This window comes from Cupriavidus pauculus (assembly GCF_002858765.1).
Lineage (GTDB): Bacteria > Pseudomonadota > Gammaproteobacteria > Burkholderiales > Burkholderiaceae > Cupriavidus > Cupriavidus pauculus_B.
Genome location: NZ_PJRP01000023.1, coordinates 1 through 17,750, shown reverse-complemented (window position 1 = coordinate 17,750; position 17,750 = coordinate 1). Strand labels below are relative to the sequence as shown.

At 56.5% G+C, this 17,750-nt stretch carries 19 protein-coding genes; 6 read left to right on the top strand and 13 right to left on the bottom strand.

What is annotated here, in order from left to right; genetic code table 11:
- Window positions 1-19: 19 nt before the first annotated feature.
- Entirely contained in the window at window positions 20-1,243 is a 1,224-nt protein-coding gene (locus tag CYJ10_RS30525; protein ID WP_101685254.1) for an alpha/beta fold hydrolase, read from the bottom strand.
- 58 nt (window positions 1,244-1,301) lie between these two features.
- The gene (locus tag CYJ10_RS30520) at window positions 1,302-2,051 is read right to left on the bottom strand and encodes an SDR family oxidoreductase (protein WP_101685184.1); all 750 of its coding nucleotides are present in this window, start codon (window positions 2,049-2,051) and stop codon (window positions 1,302-1,304) included.
- A gap of 230 nt (window positions 2,052-2,281) precedes the next feature.
- Here CYJ10_RS30520 and CYJ10_RS30515 point away from each other — a divergent pair, with 230 nt between their 5' ends.
- Together CYJ10_RS30515 and CYJ10_RS30510 are read left to right on the top strand one after the other, a co-directional pair.
- A complete protein-coding gene (locus CYJ10_RS30515; RefSeq protein ID WP_101685183.1) occupies window positions 2,282-3,037 on the top strand; it encodes a glucose 1-dehydrogenase in 756 nt (251 codons plus the stop codon).
- Window positions 3,038-3,077: 40 nt separating this feature from the next.
- Entirely contained in the window at window positions 3,078-3,887 is an 810-nt protein-coding gene (locus CYJ10_RS30510) for an N-acyl homoserine lactonase family protein (RefSeq protein ID WP_101685182.1), read from the top strand.
- Between the two features lie 100 nt (window positions 3,888-3,987).
- Here the strand turns inward: CYJ10_RS30510 and CYJ10_RS30505 are convergent, their stop codons facing one another.
- From CYJ10_RS30505 to CYJ10_RS30475, 7 genes are all read right to left on the bottom strand, one after another.
- On the bottom strand, window positions 3,988-4,536 hold the full coding sequence (locus tag CYJ10_RS30505) for a PqiC family protein (RefSeq protein ID WP_257993607.1): 549 nt from the start codon (window positions 4,534-4,536) through the stop codon (window positions 3,988-3,990).
- 71 nt (window positions 4,537-4,607) lie between these two features.
- Window positions 4,608-6,245: a PqiB family protein gene (locus CYJ10_RS30500; protein WP_101685181.1), complete on the bottom strand. Its 1,638-nt coding sequence runs from the start codon at window positions 6,243-6,245 to the stop codon at window positions 4,608-4,610.
- Window positions 6,232-6,750: a paraquat-inducible protein A gene (locus CYJ10_RS30495; RefSeq protein WP_308303026.1), complete on the bottom strand. Its 519-nt coding sequence runs from the start codon at window positions 6,748-6,750 to the stop codon at window positions 6,232-6,234. Before CYJ10_RS30495 ends, CYJ10_RS30500 begins: the two co-directional genes overlap by 14 nt.
- Window positions 6,751-6,935: 185 nt before the next feature.
- Entirely contained in the window at window positions 6,936-7,526 is a 591-nt protein-coding gene (locus CYJ10_RS30490; protein ID WP_257993606.1) for a paraquat-inducible protein A, read from the bottom strand.
- Window positions 7,527-7,788: 262 nt separating this feature from the next.
- On the bottom strand, window positions 7,789-8,457 hold the full coding sequence (locus tag CYJ10_RS30485) for a DUF3313 domain-containing protein (protein ID WP_101685179.1): 669 nt from the start codon (window positions 8,455-8,457) through the stop codon (window positions 7,789-7,791).
- A gap of 147 nt (window positions 8,458-8,604) precedes the next feature.
- Window positions 8,605-9,219 (bottom strand): TetR/AcrR family transcriptional regulator, encoded by a 615-nt coding sequence (locus CYJ10_RS30480; RefSeq protein ID WP_101685178.1) that lies wholly within the window; start codon window positions 9,217-9,219, stop codon window positions 8,605-8,607.
- A gap of 209 nt (window positions 9,220-9,428) precedes the next feature.
- Window positions 9,429-10,337, bottom strand: a complete 909-nt coding sequence (locus CYJ10_RS30475; RefSeq protein WP_101685177.1) for a LysR family transcriptional regulator — start codon at window positions 10,335-10,337, stop codon at window positions 9,429-9,431.
- A 134-nt stretch (window positions 10,338-10,471) separates the two neighbouring features.
- On the opposite strand from CYJ10_RS30475, the gene CYJ10_RS30470 reads away from it, so the two are divergent.
- From CYJ10_RS30470 to CYJ10_RS30460, 3 genes are all read left to right on the top strand, one after another.
- A complete protein-coding gene (locus CYJ10_RS30470) occupies window positions 10,472-11,680 on the top strand; it encodes a benzoate/H(+) symporter BenE family transporter (protein WP_101685176.1) in 1,209 nt (402 codons plus the stop codon).
- A 10-nt stretch (window positions 11,681-11,690) separates the two neighbouring features.
- On the top strand, window positions 11,691-12,302 hold the full coding sequence (locus CYJ10_RS30465; RefSeq protein ID WP_146002152.1) for a phosphoribosylanthranilate isomerase: 612 nt from the start codon (window positions 11,691-11,693) through the stop codon (window positions 12,300-12,302).
- Window positions 12,303-12,486: 184 nt separating this feature from the next.
- Window positions 12,487-13,488 (top strand): oxidoreductase, encoded by a 1,002-nt coding sequence (locus CYJ10_RS30460; RefSeq protein WP_101685174.1) that lies wholly within the window; start codon window positions 12,487-12,489, stop codon window positions 13,486-13,488.
- A gap of 276 nt (window positions 13,489-13,764) precedes the next feature.
- Here the strand turns inward: CYJ10_RS30460 and CYJ10_RS30455 are convergent, their stop codons facing one another.
- The 4 genes from CYJ10_RS30455 to CYJ10_RS30440 all read right to left on the bottom strand — a co-directional run bounded on the left by CYJ10_RS30455 (window position 13,765) and on the right by CYJ10_RS30440 (window position 16,893).
- Window positions 13,765-14,250, bottom strand: coding sequence for a nuclear transport factor 2 family protein (locus CYJ10_RS30455; RefSeq protein WP_101685173.1), 486 nt, complete (start codon window positions 14,248-14,250; stop codon window positions 13,765-13,767).
- 73 nt (window positions 14,251-14,323) lie between these two features.
- Window positions 14,324-15,241, bottom strand: coding sequence for an SRPBCC family protein (locus CYJ10_RS30450; protein WP_180863118.1), 918 nt, complete (start codon window positions 15,239-15,241; stop codon window positions 14,324-14,326).
- 153 nt (window positions 15,242-15,394) lie between these two features.
- Window positions 15,395-16,411, bottom strand: a complete 1,017-nt coding sequence (locus CYJ10_RS30445; protein WP_101685171.1) for a zinc-binding alcohol dehydrogenase family protein — start codon at window positions 16,409-16,411, stop codon at window positions 15,395-15,397.
- Between the two features lie 95 nt (window positions 16,412-16,506).
- A complete protein-coding gene (locus CYJ10_RS30440; protein WP_101685170.1) occupies window positions 16,507-16,893 on the bottom strand; it encodes a nuclear transport factor 2 family protein in 387 nt (128 codons plus the stop codon).
- Window positions 16,894-17,480: 587 nt separating this feature from the next.
- Here CYJ10_RS30440 and CYJ10_RS34345 point away from each other — a divergent pair.
- Window positions 17,481-17,639, top strand: a complete 159-nt coding sequence (locus tag CYJ10_RS34345) for a hypothetical protein (protein ID WP_180863117.1) — start codon at window positions 17,481-17,483, stop codon at window positions 17,637-17,639.
- Window positions 17,640-17,750: the final 111 nt, after the last annotated feature.

Here is a 17,750-nt window from a genome sequence, read left to right as displayed (position 1 = left end):
CCCGACGCGATGACCTTGCCTAGGTGATGGCCTGCAAGGCGGCTAGCATGTACGGGCGAAAGGCGTTAGGGTCCTCACACATTGGAAAGTGTCCGAGCCCGCGCATTTCAAGCATCGAAGCGCCGGGCATGACTTCCAGTAGCTTTCGCCCATCATCGGGTGTAGCTGAGTAGTCATAGTCTCCGCAGAGCAGCATGACCGGCGTTCTTTCACAATCGATCTTCGGGCCTACGGTGGCTCCATCGAATTCATCGCTGTAGAACGCCAAATCGCCTGGGTAAATACCGGGGGCGCCCTGCGAGTAAATCCATGCAGCATGGCGCCTGTTCGCCTCAGGGCTCAGGGGGCTCATCAGCCCGCGGACATAGCTGGCATTGTGCAATGAGCCATGAACAGACGCATGATGTTGGAACGGGTTGCGTCGACCCTTGGACCGGAACGGCGGCTCCACTGCCACGACTCCCCTGACAAGCTCAGGGCGTTCTGCGGCTAAGACTAGCGCCATGGCAGCGCCCATCGATCCACCAACAATGATGGCGGGCTCGCCGACTATGCTATTGAGGATGCCCTCGCACCAGGAGAGATATAGCGCTTTGTCGAGCTTGTACGACTCGCCCCGCCAGTTTGGCGATGGCATGGATCGTCCGTGAAAAGGGAGGTCCGGGGCAATCATCTTGTAGTGCGAAGCCAGTTCGACGTCGCTCAATTGGCCGTGAAATTGGCGGGAGTCGGCACCGGCGGTGTGCAAGAAGAGCACAGGCTTGCCAGTCCCCGAGCGCTCTGAGTACACCTGATACTCGAGCCCGCTCATTTGGACAGAAGTGTAGCTGCCATGAACCTTGCTAAGGTCACGGGAGATTCGTTCGCTAGGCTCCGCGGCTGGTACTTTCACCACCAGTTCAAACAGCCTCTCCAGCATTGGCCGGCACCGGGCAATGGTGGCGGCATCGCCGGAGACTTCGAATAGAGGATTGGCCAGTTGCAGGGCAGTGAACGAGTGGAAGGTCGGCGGAGGAGGTGAGGCCAAGACTTTCTCCCACGCATCTTTCTCGGCATGAATAAGGACATCCGATCCATCGGGGTTGCCGCTGACGAGAATCGTCCCTCCATAGACGGCAATTCCGATGCCGAGACAACCGGTCTGAATGCCTATCTTTGCATCAAGACCGATGGAAACACTTCGCAGTTCGGGGTCCAAGACCGCCGAATCGACACGACTGCATAGTTGCGCAAACACGTTCATGATCTTATCTAATTGGAGCAGAACCAACTAAAAGCTACATTGCGGGAGTCAGTTGACTTCACCAGATGGAGGCGCCTCCGTCCACAGCTAGGACTGAGCCCGTCGCGAACGATGCGCGGTCGGACGCTAGCCAAAGGACGGCCTCGGCAATTTCCTCAGGCTTACCCATCCGATTCATTGGGCACCGAGCGGCGAGTTGTCGACGTAGCTCTTCTGGCTCCTTGTTCGACTCGAACGCGGGTCCAAACCACGGTGTCTCAATCGTTCCAGGCGCCACACAGTTGACTCTCACGTTCTGGCTAGCGTGGTCGAGTGCCATCGCCCGGGTGAGCGAGGCAATAGCTCCTTTTGAAGCCACGTATGCAGCTCGAGCGGGTATGGCACTTAGCGCGGTGTAGGAACCGATGTTGACAATCGCGCCTCTACCTGCCCGTTCCATGAGCGGAATCGCATGCTTCGCGCACAAGTACATGCCGCGGAGATTTATCGCCATAAGGCGGTCCCACTCTGCTACTTCCAGATCCACAACCGTGCCGACTGCACCCACACCTGCGTTGTTCACCAGGATGTCCAGCCGACCGTAGCGATGCTCGACTTCCGAAAATAGGCGTGCAACGTCGTCGGCGTCTCCAACGTCCGTCTCTATGGCGACAGAGCCCTGCAGCACCTTCGCAAGGTTTCTTGTTGCATCTGCGTCCCGGTCTGCGAGGACTACTGTTGCACCGTTCGCTGCGAAAAGCTCTGCCGTCGCTCGGCCGATTCCGCTCCCTGCGCCAGTTACTACGGCTAGTTTCCCGGCAACACTCATATGTCTCCTCCTTCACTTAGTTTTTGAGCCTAACCATCATGAGATTACAAGATGATTGACAGATTGTATGATAGGAACAATGATAGGTGGGAGTTGGCTTGTTAGGGAGGGTGCAATTGTTTAGCGCAGTCGGCCACCTTCCTTCTGAGGCGACGTAACCAGCTGCAGATGCAGCAAAGTAAAAGCGCCGCGATGAGCATTCGTTGCGGCAAACAACCAAGGAGACAGCAATGAAGCAGCTCGACGGTAAGGTGGCAATCGTCACTGGAGCCGCAAGTGGATTTGGTGCGGGGATCGCGGAAGCATATATTGCGGAGGGTGCGAAGGTCGTCGTCGCAGACGTGAATGAAGCGGGGGCACGGCGGGTGGCGGATAACTTGGGGCCTAACGCTACTGCAGTCACATGCGACGTGTCCAAGCGTGACCAGGTCGATGCGATGGTTGCGCATTGCATTGAAACGTTCGGAGTGCCTGACATTGTCGTCAACAACGCAGGTGTCACGCACGACAATAAGCCAATGCTGGAAGTTGATGAGGCTGCGTTCGACCGGGTGTTCGCTATCAACGTGAAATCCATCTATCACGTTACTCAAGCGGTCTTGCCGACGATGCGGGCCCGTGGAACTGGTGGCGTGATCCTGAACGTTGGCTCAACAGCCGGCATTCGGCCACGTCCGGGACTGGTCTGGTACAACGCTTCGAAGGGGGCAGTCAACCTTCTGTCGAAGGCGATGGCCGTCGAGTTGGGTCCGGAGAACATCCGTGTGAACGCCATCTGCCCGGTCATGGGGCTGACCGCAATGTTTGAGCAGTTCATGGGGGCGCCAGACACCCCAGAGAATCGCGCAAAATTCCTGGCGACGATCCCTCTTGGCCGCTTCTCTGAACCGCGGGACATCGCTGCAGCAGCTGTCTTCCTTGCGAGCGATGCCGCTAGCTTCCTGACCGGACTTGAACTTCCGGTAGACGGCGGTCGAACCATCTGAAGGTCGCATTCCCAAAAACCCCTGTGATATCGAGGAGTGCATGGTGCCGGCATGCCATGAAATTTACGCGGTGCGGTACGCCACCGTGAATCGCCAGCGGCGCGAAAACTTTATGGTCGCTGATGAGCACGAGGGGCCAATGCCAATGGACTACTACGTCTGGGTAATCCGTCGCGAGTCCAAGGTATGGCTTGTGGATACTGGCTTCGACGAGGTTTCGGCAACTCAAAGAAAACGGACGCTGTTGCGGTGTCCCATCTCTTCGCTTGAGCCGCTTGGCATCATGCCTCAGCACATCAGGGACGTTCTCATAACGCACCTTCACTATGACCATGCGGGAAACCTTGGAAAACTCCCGCTTGCTCGGGTGCACATACAGGAGAGCGAGATGCAGTTCGCTACCGGGTGCTGCATGCGACATGATGCGCTACGACATGCTTATACCGTTGATCACATCGTGCAGATGGTCCGCAACGTCTACGAGAAGCGCGTCGAGTTTTATAATGGGGACTCCGACCTCAACGACGGCATAGAGTTAATCCACGTCGGCGGTCATACTGCGGGACTGCAGGCAGTAAGGGTGTTCACGGAGCGTGGATGGGTCGTACTCGCGTCTGATGCTAGTCATTTCTATGCAAATGCATTCGAGCGATCCCCGTTTCCCATCGTGCATCATGTTGGCGACATGCTCGATGGCTACCTCAAACTGATGAAGCTATGCGAGAGTCCGGACCATTTCATCCCAGGCCACGATCCTTTGGTGTTGGAACGCTTCCCGCGCTACGGCGATCCTGCTGACGAAATCGTGTCTCTGCATCGTCCTCCACTAACACCCATCGCCGTAGCATAGAACGTTCCGCGGGCATAACCATCAGCCGCGGAACACCGGTGTGCTTTTGGCGGCGATTGCGCCAATTGACCTCGGCCTGCGAGGTGTGCTGCGGCGGCCGTTACGGACCGAAGCTCCGCACTGCACCGGAGATATCGTAAGCAGTGTTCATTACCAACTGCTGGTAAGCGGCTACGATCCTTTCTACGCCGCCGGGTGAGCCCAGTACCGCACGTGTTTGGCCAGTCCGTGTTGTTCCGCTGGGGGACTGGCGAACAGTCCAGCTGACCAGGGCGCTGACTTGTCCATCTAGCTCTGCATCAAGTCGTACGATTCGAACGTTAATGCGATACGCTGGCCCAGTCCGGCCGGCGTCTTGCTGGTACGTGTCCACTGCACCCAGTATCGACTGAAGTTGTGCGGACAATGCATCACGAAACTCATCCGGAAGGGGCGCCAGCCATCGATCGTGCTCCAATACTCTCTGGCTGCCGCCGCCTTGGCCTAGAATCAGATTCGTTCTGTTTAGCCGCTCCGGCACCTGGACAGGAGATACTGCGATCCAGAGGGGAGCCTTTTTCTGGTTTACGGTTTCCGTCGCTACAGGTAGCAAATCCGACGTTGTGGATAGCGTGTAATAGCGAGGTTCGCGTGAAGCGCACTCGGCCATCGCTACACTAAGCAACAACGCCAACGGCGCTAGTCGATGCCGTTTGAAAATTGCAGTCGCCTTCATGACTTTCATTCGCCTCCCTTCCCGCGGATCAACGCCTCGGGGTGGCGTTCCAGATAGTCTGTCAACGTCCGTAGCGATTGAGCCGAACGAGTCAATTCCTGCATTAGACGTCTTGCATCCGACTGAATCGGAGCCTCTGGATCCAACGCGTCGTTGGCGGATTCCAAAGTCCGATGAGCATCTTTCAGCGCAAGTCCGAGCTGTGGGACGATTTCGCCGTTGAGGCGTGATGTCAACGCGTCGGCGTTTTTCAACATCCGGTCAGCCGACGCGACAGTCGTTCTCACGTCGCGACCAATCTGATCAATGGGAACTCGATCTAGTTTGGAGACAATGTTCCCGACTTTGGTCTGCAGTTCATCAATTGTGCCTGGGACGGTAGGAAGTTCAGCCAAGCGGCCGTCCAGACGGAGCGTGGCCGGAGGTGAGCCAGGAAAGAAGTCGAGCGCGATGTATAGCTGACCGGTCAGAAGGTTTCCGGTACGCAATTGTGCTCGTAACCCTCGCTGGTTCAATGCGTCAGCGATTTCCTTGCCGTAGCGCTTATCCGCCAGATCTCCGGGCGTGATCCCGATTCGTGACGGATACAACTCCACGACGACTGGCATGTGAAAAGCCTTTTGCGATCGGCTGAATTCGATCCCTATCGACCGTACCTTGCCGACCACAATGCCGCGGAAGTCGACTGGAGCGCCAGGAGACAAACCACGAACCGATTGTTCGAAGTTCATGACGACCAGCGTTGGTGACAACTCGTCGCGCACTTTGAACGCGCTGGCTTCGTCGCTCGCAAGAGAAAACTCGGCGTTCTCGTTGATGGCGGAGGAGTCGGTGGAATCCTCGGGTGTTTGGAAGGCGATGCCCCCGAGCATTACCGTCGCAATAGATTGGGTACTCAGCCTGATTCCGGATGAATCGAGTTTGATATCAATCCCGCTCGCGTGCCAAAAGCGGGTATCGGCCGTTACCAGTTTGTCATAGGGTTTATTGATGAACACCTGGACCGTAAGCTCCCGACCGTCCGGGTTAAGCTGGTAAGCGACAATCTGTCCAACTTGGATGCGCCGGTAGAACACAGGGGATCCGATGTCGAGGGACCCAAGATCTGCAGCTCGCAGTACAAATTTCCTTCCCGATGCTGCGTCTGTCAGCACGGGGGGCGTCTCAATCCCGGTGAAATGTGTTTTTCGCGCGGTGCCCGGGCCTGCATCCACGCCGATGTAGCTGCCTGAAAGTAAGGTGTCCAGTCCGGAGACACCTGACAAGGCCACGCGCGGACGAACCACCCAGAATCGCGTGCCCTCTGTTGCAAAAGCTTCTCCATCGCTAGTGAGTGCAATGTTGGCAACGACACTTGAACGGTCCTGTGAGAGGCGTAGTGACCGAACGACGCCAACGTCGACTGCCTTGTATCGTACGGACGTTTTCCCTGGGATGATGCCGTCAGCTGAAGCGAATGCGACTGTGATATTCGGGCCTTGAGATAGCAGGACACGATCCAGCAAGGAAATCCCGATGCCTGCAGCGATCAGAGGTATCAGCCAGACAAGCGACGGCGTCCAAAGTCCGCGCGACCGTAGAACGGGGTTTGGTGCTGGAGTGAGATTGTTTGTATTGATGGAGGATTTTTCACCGTCTTGCATCGTTCGGCTCCGCTGAGTCCCATAGCAGTCGAGTGTCGAAGCTTGACGATGCCATCATGGAAAAAATAACTACCGCGCAGTAGGCGAGCGTTCCGCTTCTGGGGGAAATGGTGGCGAGCGGGCCCACTTGTACAAGAGACGCAAGGAGTGCAACCACGAAAATATCGGGCATGGACCAACGCCCGATCTTCTCTACGAATGCATGCAAATGGGTTAGCTGCCCCAGGTAACAAGTGGAGCGGAAATGCACAGTAAGTAGAAGCGCAGTGAGCAAGAGCAGCTTCATGAGTGGTACGACAATGCTTGCAACGAGCACGACGATGGCTAGCAACTTGGCGTCGGACAGCCAAAGGTAGACAACACCAGAGAATATCGTGTCATGTTGGGCCCCGAAGATTGACTGAGTTTCCATCACCGGCAGCAGATTTGCAGGGAGATAACAGATGTACGCTGCCAGTAGAAATGCCCACGTGCGTGTCAAACTATGTGGCTTTCGAGGGTGCATTGCGGTACCGCAGCGAGGGCATGCGACAGTTCCATTTGTTGGAGGAACAATCGTGCCGCAGGTGTGGCAAGCGAGGAGCCCCATGGCGGAAGCAGTGAGAGTCTTTGGGAGCGAGCGAATCTCCCCATAACACAACTCTTCTTCCGGAGCCGCCGTATTCCGAGTCTCGGATGCGCGTGCCACAGTTACTCCTCCTGCAAGTAGTCCCACAACTCTTGTGGGTCGAATGCTACGGAAGCAGCAAGCAAGATCATAAGAAGGACGTATGACCAGAAGGCAATGTCGGGCGATACGTGAGCGAATGTCGAAAGCTTGACCAGCATGACGAGCACCGAAATCACGAGCACGTCGAGCATGCCCCACGATCTACAGAGTCGGATGTGCTTGATGACGGACGTGTGATCCCGTGGCTTGCGGCGGAGCGAAACTTGCACGAGCAGATAGAGAACAAGGAGGAGTTCTGCTAGCGGGAAAACGACGATTGTCACTACTATCAACGCGGCAATCGGAAGGAGCTGTGGTTCCGTGCAGAGAACCTCAATGACGCCCCAGATAGTTGTTTCCGTGTGCGCTCCGCGGAGATTAATGTGCGCAATGGGGAATACGATGGAAACGAGAAGCACAACAAGTGCTGCCAGCACCAACGGAACTATGTACCGATGTCGGTGCCGAAATCCTCGATAGAGCTTTGTCCCACAGCGCAGACAGCATGCGTGATCTCTACCAGAGACCGGAGGACATTGATGGATAGCATCGCAGTGACGGCACGCAATCATGTTGCGAAGATCTTCGGCTGGTCTTGGGAGTAGTTGCCTGTCGTACGTCATGACTTCTGGTCTTTGAACGTCTCGGTGAATGAACCACAGGTGCAGTCATACCGACGGCAGGCAAGGTTCCTCATTTTGATAAGCCGCTAGCGATGAGACCAATTAGCCAGCCACTTCCTACACAGATTGCCAACCAACCGACGACTATCGCAACGCAACGGCGTAGGTCCATTAAGAGCTCCTAGTCGAGGCAATTGCACGACGCAGCAAACTAACGGAGGTCGGCCACCAGGGAATCTGCTCCCTTGTCGATCCCTGTCTTTGCGGCCGTTAGAGAGCCGAAGGCGGCGACGATGTTCATGGCATTCGGATACTGCTTGGTGACGTAGGACTTAAGCAACTTGTTGCTCTGCGCATCGAATATCTCGACGCTGTACATCACGTAGCCGGTCAATGCACCTTCCCGACCACGGACCGCTTGCACTCCGTTGTAAAGATTCCCGGCGATATCGAAGTGCAGAAACGGGCCGAGGACGGTTGACGTGGTGCCGGCACCTGTCAGAGTCAATTTCAGGCGGAGAGCATCAGGCGCTCCCGAGTTTCCCGTGAGGGTGAAGCGTGTTCGAAGCTTCGTGGAAAACTCCGAATGCATGTAGCGCGCCAGTTCCGCTTTGTCTTCGTTAGACATCTCCCCGAACTGTTGATCCGGGCCGCGGTAAATGGCCACGGGTTCCACGACCATCGATTTGTACTTTTGCCAGTCGACCGGTGTCACATAGGCATATGGTGTCCGTGCGTCGTCCGTTCGGGTATTCGGAGTCATGGCCGACGATGAGGCAATGCCGGAATAGGGGAGGGGCTTGGGGCTGGCGCAACCGGCCATGACGATGACGATCGGCGCTGCTGCAAGCAGATGCCTCGTGTCTCGGACAAAACGCATGATTCCATTCCTTCTGGGGGCTGATGGTGGAACGGACTATAGCAGCGTCACCTCAATTTGCAAACCAAATGTTCGGTTTTTATTTGGTGCGTGAGATGCCCCAAAACGAAGCATGCAGCCGAAGGGCTGCATGCGATTGGTTGGAGACTATGTCGTTGATTTTGCGCGACGGGGCGCGGCGCGCTTTGGTTTTTCTGGTGTGGAGTGCACCGACCACGCGTCCTTGTCGAGTAGTCGGTCAAACAGGCGACTACGATCTGCTTGCGTTAGCGGACACATACCGAGCATCTTGCCTAGCACTATCCCTCTGGCAGCCTGCCAACGTAGCAGTGCTAGATCCGCGTCGTCAGCCTCGTCCTGGATTCTCGCAATCTTCCGGGCGGTATCGGACCGCACTGTCGACATTAGTTCCGGATTCTCTGCGATGGCGCCAAGGACTGCCAGTACAAACGAATGTGGGTGAGCGGCAGACTCACGATACGCAAGAATTTGTTCCGAGAGCTGGGGCTCCGGGCTGTCAGAGCCTACGCCTTCAAAGTACTTCTTCTCGAACTGTTGGATGCGCTCAATCTGCGATTCCAGTAGCGCTTCGACCACGGCAGCTTTGGTGCGAAACTGGTGCATGACGCGCCCTTTGCTGATGCCACCTTCCAGCGCGATAGCTTCGATTGTTAGCTTGCCCGGGCCTTCACGTGCCAAGATGGCAAGGGCCGCGTCAAGGATCATCTTGCGCGAGCGCTCCGAGCGGATAGCGTTCTCCATTTTTTATATTCCCTAAGCCAAGAAGCAATGCTTACACCAAGCTAGCAACATACCGCGATTTCCGCGCAAAAACAATCGTTTCGGTCTGTTTTTGACGCGAATCCCCGTCAAAGTGTCTGAGGCGGCAAACGCGAGTGTTCGCAGCCAGGTACCCACGACGGCATTTCCGGGCGACGCCGTCGCTCCGGGCGCGAGGTGCCTTGCCGGGACTACCTGGAGGCAGCAATGTCAGAGGAAAACACAGAGACCAACCAGTCAATGAAGACGCGGAGTCGTGGCGTCAAGTGTCGGTGGTGAGGGTAGAGGACGGTGATGGGGAGCTTAGGTGGCGGATACTGAGGCAGCAATTCGAGCAATGTACCCGCCCGCAGTTGTGATGCAACGTGGTACAGGGGTACCTGAATAATCCCCAAACCTGCTTCTCCTGCGGAGACGTACGATTCACCATGCCGAGCGGTTATGCGTCCGCGCAACTGGCGCAGTTCAATTCGGTCATCACAACAGAATTCCAACGGTTGTAGGCGACCGACATTGATCGACAAGAACTCCACGCACTCGTGACCCTCTAGCTCTTCCAATGTCGAAGGCTGCCCGAATCTCGCAACGTAGTCGCTACTGGCACACGTAACCTGTGTGAGTGCAGGCAGGTTGCGCGCAACTAGTGTCGAGTCAGCAAGAGCACCGAGGCGCACCACGCAGTCGACGCCTTCGGCGACGAGATCAATCATGCGGTCGCCTACTCCGACTTCAAGCGTAATGGTGGGAAAGCGCGCGTAGAAGTCCGGGAGCGCGGGAATGACTACCAAGCGGGCAAGCGATGTTGGCAAGTCGACTTTCAAACGTCCTCGAGGGTGCGAGGCGCTCTGGGAAAACACGCTTTCCGCTTCCTCCATCTCGGCGAGAATGTTGAGGCAGTGCTGATAGTACGCGCTTCCGTCAAGCGTCGGAGTGACCTGGCGGGTTGTCCGTTGAAGCAACCGTGCGCCTAGATGGGACTCCAGTTGCTTAATCAGAATCGTTGCAGATCCGCGGGAGATTCCAAGGTCACTGGCTACTTTGGTAAAACTGCCCGCTTCTACGACCCGCACAAACACCTTCATCGCCTGAAAGTAATCCATAGCCGACAAATTGTTTAAGTTTCTTAAACTTAGATGGCAAACGTAGGTCATTTATCACGAATGACTTGGACAATACAATAGCTCTCATTGGGTGGGCGACGGCCTAGCCTGCGCACAGCAAAGGATCTTCAGGAATGATTCATCGAGATGTATCACTGTCGGCGGTCAGCGCAGGCTTGCTGGCGGTAGTGATCTCATACGCCGGCCCCGTCATCATCTTCTTCCAGGCGGGGCAGAGTGCCCATGTCTCGCCGGAGATGATGGCTTCATGGGTGTGGGCAATCTCGATTGGTGCGGGTATCTCAGGTGTCCTTCTCAGTTGGTTCTTGAAAGTTCCCGCAATGACGGCGTGGTCGGCCCCAGGTGCTGCGCTACTGGTCACGCAGTTTCCGGGCGTCACCATCAATCAAGCAGTCGGTGCTTACATCATCTGTGGCGCGGCCATTGCCTTGGTGGGGATGTCCGGCTATTTCGACAAGTTGATGAAACTGATTCCGAAAGGGATCGCAAGTGCCATGATGGCTGGCATTCTGATGCAGTTCGGGGTGAAAGGCTTTCAGTCGGTGGAGTCGATGCCACTCCTCGCCTTGTCCATGTTCGTCGCGTACATCATTTTCAAAAGACTTTCTCCGCGCTACTGCTTGGTGCTTCTGCTAGCAGTGGGCGTGACGCTTGCCGTGCATCTGGGCGGAAGCGACCTTCGGGGCATAACGCTGACCCCGACAAAGCCAGTCTTCATTGAGCCGCAATGGAGTTGGGCATCCACTCTGAGTCTTACGGTTCCATTGATACTGGTTACGATTGCTGGACAATTCCTGCCGGCGATGGCCATTTTGCGTGGCTCCGGGTACACGACGTCGGCCAAGCCCATACTCAGTACCCTCGGTCTGCTATCAATACCAATGGCCTTCTACGGTGGGGTCACGATTGCGATCGCCGCTATCACAGGTGCACTTGGCACCAGCCGAAACGCCCATGAGAACCCTGAGAAGCGCTACGTCGCCGGCATCGCCAACGGTATCTTCTTTCTCATTGGTGGTTGTTTCGCAGGAACGATTATCCAGTTGTTTGCTGTCATGCCCAAGACTTTCGTCGCAGTTTTGGCCGGCTTAGCGTTACTGGGAGCTATCACCAGTAACGTAATGGGAACGGTGAACGAGGCCGATCACCGAGAGGCCGCCATCATTGCCTTTTTGGCAACATCCTCCGGCATGAACTTCTATGGACTCGGGTCGGCCTTCTGGGGGGGGACAATTGGTGTATTAGCCTACCTGGTTCTACACAAGTCCGGATGGTGGGCGCCGAAAGCTAGTGGGTCGCGAGTTTTGGAGCGCGACGGGTGACGAGATTTTGATGCGCAAAGGCAAGCGACAGGAAACCAAAATGATGCGACATACATTCGCTAAGGTTTGCGGTCTAACGACTGAGCAGCAGATCGACTGGGCTGTGGAGCTCGGATATGACGCGATCGGAATTGTTGTCAGTCCACGCAGTAAGCGATACTGCTCACCGGAAACTGCAGTGGCGCTTGCCAAACATGCCCAGGGGAGAGTGTCGACGTTTGTGGTTGCTCTGCGATACGATGAAGTATCAAGCATCGCCGCGCATTTCGATATAGTCCAACTCTATGAGATGGCGAGCATTCCGAACCATGCCTTTTCCTCAGCGACGCCACCGTCGCAACCGACTGCGATGCAGTACTTCTTCTACGATGCCAGCGTTGGTAGTGGCATATTCAATGAAATTCCGACTTGGGTCCAGAGCGTTCCCGGCAAGGTCGTGATTGCCGGCGGCCTTAATGCCGAGAACGTGCAGGGTGTGATCGAGAGGTACTCCCCCTATGGGGTCGACGTGTCCAGCGGCGTTGAGACAGCGCCGGGAATCAAAAGCCAAGAAAAGATGCTCGACTTTATCAAGGCTGTGAGGTGCTTTCCACCGGCTCTCCAAAATGGACTTGGCCAGTAAGACTGCTCTTTCAAGCGCACGACCCTACCTCGGCGTCACCGGCGCGCTGGACGGAGAGACATTCCTCAGGCTTGGAATGCCTCCGGTCGACATGTCGTGGATGTCAAAGTATGACGGCTAGATCGGTGACTTCGGCTGGGAGCCGATCTTTCCTTCACTACACCTGTAAGCTAAGGGAGTTGCAATGATCCCAAATTCCTTCTCCGCTTTTGTTATCAACAAAGCGCCCGATGGTCAGGTAGGAGGCGCTTTTACCGAACTCTCCCTGACGGATCTAGACGATGGCGAGGTCACCATCCGTGTTCACTACTCCAGCATCAACTACAAGGACGCCCTTGCAGCCACAGGTGCGGGGAAGATAATTAGACGTTTTCCCTGTGTCGGTGGCATTGACCTGGCTGGTGAGGTCATCGACAGCACGGATAAGCGCTTCAAGCCTGGCGATGCCGTCTTGGCGAATAGCTTTGATATCGGTGTGTCGCACCATGGCGGTTATGCACAACTCGCTCGCATTCCCGCAAAGTGGGTCGTGCGAGTGCCACCTAGCCTGTCACTGCTTGAAAGCATGGCGCTCGGGTGTGCTGGGTTTACTGCCGCGCTCAGCATCATGCGCATGGAGCACAACGGTCTCACGCCGGACAGGGGGCCCGTTGTGGTAACGGGTGCGACAGGTGGTGTGGGCAGTTTGGCAATCAATATGCTTGCTGGACTCGGCTATGAGGTTGTCGCTCTTACGGGAAAGCCGTCCGAGCAGGACTACCTGAAGAATCTGGGCGCTTCGGCAGTCAAGCTGACCTCAACTATCGACCATGCGCAAGTGCGTCCATTGGAAGGCGGTCTTTGGGCCGGCGCAGTCGACAACGTTGGAGGACCGATCCTGCATTGGTTGCTTGCAACGATGATGCAAGCGGGAACTGTGGCGAGTATCGGTAATGCGGCCAGCGCCACGCTCGAAACAAGCGTTTTTCCCTTCATTTTGAGAGGCGTGAGCCTACTGGGAATTGACTCGGGATACATGCCTTTCCCGACTAGGCAGCACGCGTGGGACCGTCTGGCAACAGATCTCCGACCGGCAAACCTGATGGATATCACTCGAGTTATCAACTTCGACGCCCTCCCCATGGCGTTCGACCAGTTTGTGCAAGGTCAGGTCAAGGGGCGCACAGTTGTAAAGATCATTGAGTGAATGCACGAAGTCGCTGACCTAAAGGAATCAGCTCGGGCAATCTACCGCTACGCCTGATTTTTCCGGTCGGATTCAAGCGGCAGCGGGTTTGTAGGGCAACGTGAGCATTGCTAACGAGCTATGTGACACGCACACCCCTACATCGGTCGAATTCCGCATCTGCCATACGACCTGCCTATTGGGATCCTGTGCAAAATGGTGCTGACTGCCACCGGAGCCTACTTCGCGACGAAGCAGGGCTCTGGTGACAAAGTACTGAGGGGGCTAACAACTTACTCAGTTAGCGCCGTACTGGTGGTAGATCTTGGTGAGGATCTTCCAATTGCCGCTGTCCTTCACGAGAAGGAACATGTCGCTGAATCGGGCACCATTCCAGTTGTCCGACTCGATACGCGCAAAGGCGACCTGGTTCTGTACTTCGATCTTGGTGATGTACGCGTTCAATCCGGTTGCAGGCGGGTGGCCGTCGATGTACTCGAACAACGACTTGATTGGGCCGCCTTGCATCGAGTCGCCGGCCCCGCCATACATTACTGCGTTTGGATGGAAGGCGGGCTTCATGATCGCGCTCTTGCCTTGGCGGCCGCCTTCTAGGTACAGCCCGAGAGTACGTTTAATGGCCTCATACTCCTTGACGTCCACGGCAGTTGCGGCATTGGCGGTCGGCTTGCCGGAAGCAGCTGCATCAGTGGTGGCAGCGTTTGCAAAATTTACAGTCGATGCCAAGAAAATGATGGGCAAGATTGCGCTGCGAAGCTTCATGTGGATCTCCTTTTCGAAACGGGGATGAGAGGTTGAGGCAGCGTGAGAGTCGATGGCTCACGCCGGCTACGGGTCAAGACAGTGGTTCATTTGTGGCACCAACTTGCACCTTGAGCAACGCAAAGGCCTTCTTCAGCGCAGCTCGGTGCGTCACGACATCAGGGGGCGCGTCTGCGTTCGGCCAGTCGAGCGTCCAGGTCACCAGCGTCGTGTTGTTCATGGTCACCGGGTGCAGTTCCACGGTTGCGTCGTAGTTCAGCGAAGTGGCAATGTCATGGCGCACCGAATAGCAGACGCGATGGTCGTGATCTGAGAGACCGGTCAGAGTCTCCGTGACTAGGTCACCGTCCATTCCCAGCTTGCGTTGCCCGCCGACCTGTCCCGGACGCGCCGTCAACTGAATGGTTCCCTGCAAATCCGCGTACCAGGGTCCAATGCCGGCCAGGGCTCGCAGCACCGGCCAGACGTCGGCCAGTGGCGCGTCGATGATCTCGGCGACATAGACCTTGCCCGGCGACGGCTGCCGGCAATGATTGGTCTCGCCTGTCGTGGGTTCTTCGGCTAGCTTTGTGGCCATTGAGCGAAACCCGCCAGCAAAGACATCGCTCTCCAGGACGCTCTGGAACGACATTTGATTGTCAGGACGCTCGTCATAGGTCGAGTGCCAAATCGCCAAAGTTCTAGTGCCGTCAGTCAGCGGCTTGAGTTCGATGCGGCCGACATAATTGTCGAGTGGCAGAGGCGCCAGCTCGAAGTTGTACATCACCTGATAACGGCGGTCATCAAGCGCTAGCAGGCGTTCGCGTCCGGATGCACCGTTGGCCAGTTTCAGGCTCCGGACGGCGCCAACGACATCGGATGAGACGTTTTCCTCAATTACACTTTCGACGATTCCGGGATTCCAGTTGGGTAGCCCGTTGAAGTCCCGCACGAGCGCCCAAACCTGGTCCACGGGAGCGTCAATGATCCAGCTGGTGTATGCATTTGCCATGTTGTTCAGTCCCTGTTGGCGGGGGGATTCCGGGTGGCGATGAGGAGCAGGCGTTGTGGCAAAGCACATAGACGCCCGCTGCCTCCGTGCCCAAAGAGGCTACTGGGTAATGTCGTCGCTTCTGTCAACTAAGGTGGGAGACATGCACGAAGATCAGTTGAACCCTTCGAGAACGATCTTGCCACGCGCCTTGCCGCTTTCCAGAAGCTCATGAGCGCGCCGAAGGTTGGCGGCATTGATCGTGCCAAAGTGCTCAGCTACCGTGGATTTGAGCGACCCATCATCCACCAAGCTACTAACTCGATTGAGTAGCCGGTGCTGCTCGATCATGTCCTCGGTCTGATAGAGGGACCGTGTGTACATGAGCTCCCAATGCAGCGAAATGCTTTTTCTCTTCAATGGCATGACATCCAGTGAGTCGGGATCATCAATGACGCCAATGCGCCCTTGTGGCTTGACCGCTTCGATCAGTTGGGGCAGGTGCTGATTCGTTTCCGTGAGGCTGGCCACGAAATCCACATTCGGCAAACCAGCTGCCCTCAACTCGGACGCTAGGGGCTGACTGTGGTCGAGCACGTGATGTGCGCCCAGTTCTGTCACCCACGCCTTGGTCTCCGGGCGAGAAGCGGTCCCGATTACCACCAGATCCGTCAACTTACGAGCTAATTGCACAAGGATTGATCCGACGCCACCAGCAGCGCCGACAACCAACAGCTGCTTGTTCTTGCCGGAATCGAGCCGAGATACTTCGAGGCGATCGAAGAGCAGCTCCCATGCCGTAATGGACGTTAGGGGCAGTGCGGCAGCCTGGGTAAAACTCAGTGAAAGGGGCATGTAGCCGACGATTCGCTCGTCGACTACATGCAGTTCAGCATTGCCGCCTGGTCGCGTGATGTCGCCAGCGTAGAAGACATGATCGCCGGGCTTGAACAGTGTCACGTCCTTACCAACGGCCCGAACGACACCCGCGACATCCCACCCCAAGATCTTCGCGATGCCGGAGCCTGGTATGGTGCCGCGGCGCACCTTGGTATCCACGGGATTGACTGAGATGGCCTTTACCTCGACCAACAGATCTCGAGGGCCCGGGACAGGATCATCCGCGACGATGTCGACCAGTGACTCAGGGGCCGATGCCGGCAGATTCTCAAAGTAGCCGATTGCTTTCAAATCCGAACTCCTATCCCGCACCAATCAGCGGGAGTAACAGGTTTGCTCCATTGCGCAGGTGGAGCATAAAAAGGATGGTTGTGCTGCCGAGCGCGTCAGACGCCAAACTGGTGGTACACCTTGGAGATGATCTTCCAGCCGCCATCGGTCTTGATAAGGGTGACGAAGTCGTTGTAGTCCGCCCCGATGGAGTCCTTCTCCAGGTCGACTCTGACCACGGCGGCCGTGCTATTGATCGCCAGCACATCGATATGGGCGATAACCTCGAGGGCATTGCCGTTCTGGCGAAGAAACTCGTAGAACGTCTCTACGTTGCCGCCGGTCAGTTTTCCGTCGATGACACCGAAGTACGTTGCCTGGCGGTAGAAGGCCGCAGCACATGCCTCGGCGCTGCCATCGCGGATGCCGTCCACGTACTTCTGAACGGTTTCCACCACAGCGACGTAATCGCTCGTTGGGACCTTCTGGATCGTTGCTGCCATGGCGATGGCTCCTCCTGTCGAAGCTTAGTGACTCGGTTGCCATTCGCTTGAGTGCGGCAGGCGTCTGGTCATTTCAAGGTTGGTCCATATATCTGTATCAATCACTACAGATAGTGACGACGCATTATATAGCGCACACTACAGATATTGGCAAGCATCCCTCAAGGACGAAGGGGATCCTGAGGAGGCGAGGGTCGAAAGAGAAAAGGATTGCGATCAGACACTATGCGTGCATCAAGAGGTCAACGCAGTGCGTCTCGACGGGGCATGGGTAAGAAGAAACGGGGAGGCGGAACCAGATTCCCCAGGTCTGCAATGGCGTCGACCTGCACTGTGTGTCGCTGCTGCTTCACCGTTGTGAAGCGCATGCGTGCTGCGGTCAGTGCGATGGGGCCCGGCCGCCGGCGATTGCCGTCGGTGCGTGTAGGCAGTTGTCTGCCCTTGACCGCGAGTCTGTGTCGCTTGACGACTTTCCTTTGCTCTTGTAGCAAAGTTCGGCCCGATGGTCGGCTCACCTCGATCGAATCGGCGGTGGCCAATGCTAGCAGGTAGCCGATGGTCGCTTCAGCCGACATCGGAATATGGGCATGGCCCAACAACAAGCCATGACGGCCTTCCTTGAACGCTTCGACTCGTTATGGCAACGCACGCAAGCGCACGCGATGCGCAATCCTTTCCCGCCCTCGGTCAGCCTCGCTGGTGAGCGAAATGAGGGCATGGCAACGGTCCACTGCTTCTGCCAATGACGTCACTACTGGCATAGCTTTGCCAGCCTATCGTGAGACCCGAGACCCGAGACCCGAGACCCGAGACCCGAGACCCGAGACCCGAGACCCGAGACCCGAGACCCGAGACCC

Bases quoted from the DNA above. Each gene is read 5' to 3' on its own strand.
- CYJ10_RS30450 (WP_180863118.1), bottom strand. From the start codon at position 15,241: ATGGCAAATGCATACACCAGCTGGATCATTGACGCTCCCGTGGACCAG.
- CYJ10_RS30520 (WP_101685184.1), bottom strand. From the start codon at position 2,051: ATGAGTGTTGCCGGGAAACTAGCCGTAGTAACTGGCGCAGGGAGCGGA.
- CYJ10_RS30485 (WP_101685179.1), bottom strand. From the start codon at position 8,457: ATGCGTTTTGTCCGAGACACGAGGCATCTGCTTGCAGCAGCGCCGATC.
- CYJ10_RS30500 (WP_101685181.1), bottom strand. From the start codon at position 6,245: ATGCAAGACGGTGAAAAATCCTCCATCAATACAAACAATCTCACTCCA.
- CYJ10_RS30460 (WP_101685174.1), top strand. From the start codon at position 12,487: ATGATCCCAAATTCCTTCTCCGCTTTTGTTATCAACAAAGCGCCCGAT.
- CYJ10_RS30455 (WP_101685173.1), bottom strand. From the start codon at position 14,250: ATGAAGCTTCGCAGCGCAATCTTGCCCATCATTTTCTTGGCATCGACT.
- CYJ10_RS30440 (WP_101685170.1), bottom strand. From the start codon at position 16,893: ATGGCAGCAACGATCCAGAAGGTCCCAACGAGCGATTACGTCGCTGTG.
- CYJ10_RS30475 (WP_101685177.1), bottom strand. From the start codon at position 10,337: ATGGATTACTTTCAGGCGATGAAGGTGTTTGTGCGGGTCGTAGAAGCG.
- CYJ10_RS30465 (WP_146002152.1), top strand. From the start codon at position 11,691: ATGCGCAAAGGCAAGCGACAGGAAACCAAAATGATGCGACATACATTC.
- CYJ10_RS30495 (WP_308303026.1), bottom strand. From the start codon at position 6,750: ATGCACCCTCGAAAGCCACATAGTTTGACACGCACGTGGGCATTTCTA.
- CYJ10_RS34345 (WP_180863117.1), top strand. From the start codon at position 17,481: ATGGCCCAACAACAAGCCATGACGGCCTTCCTTGAACGCTTCGACTCG.
- CYJ10_RS30470 (WP_101685176.1), top strand. From the start codon at position 10,472: ATGATTCATCGAGATGTATCACTGTCGGCGGTCAGCGCAGGCTTGCTG.
- CYJ10_RS30505 (WP_257993607.1), bottom strand. From the start codon at position 4,536: ATGGCCGAGTGCGCTTCACGCGAACCTCGCTATTACACGCTATCCACA.
- CYJ10_RS30480 (WP_101685178.1), bottom strand. From the start codon at position 9,219: ATGGAGAACGCTATCCGCTCGGAGCGCTCGCGCAAGATGATCCTTGAC.
- CYJ10_RS30525 (WP_101685254.1), bottom strand. From the start codon at position 1,243: ATGAACGTGTTTGCGCAACTATGCAGTCGTGTCGATTCGGCGGTCTTG.
- CYJ10_RS30515 (WP_101685183.1), top strand. From the start codon at position 2,282: ATGAAGCAGCTCGACGGTAAGGTGGCAATCGTCACTGGAGCCGCAAGT.
- CYJ10_RS30510 (WP_101685182.1), top strand. From the start codon at position 3,078: ATGGTGCCGGCATGCCATGAAATTTACGCGGTGCGGTACGCCACCGTG.
- CYJ10_RS30490 (WP_257993606.1), bottom strand. From the start codon at position 7,526: ATGATTGCGTGCCGTCACTGCGATGCTATCCATCAATGTCCTCCGGTC.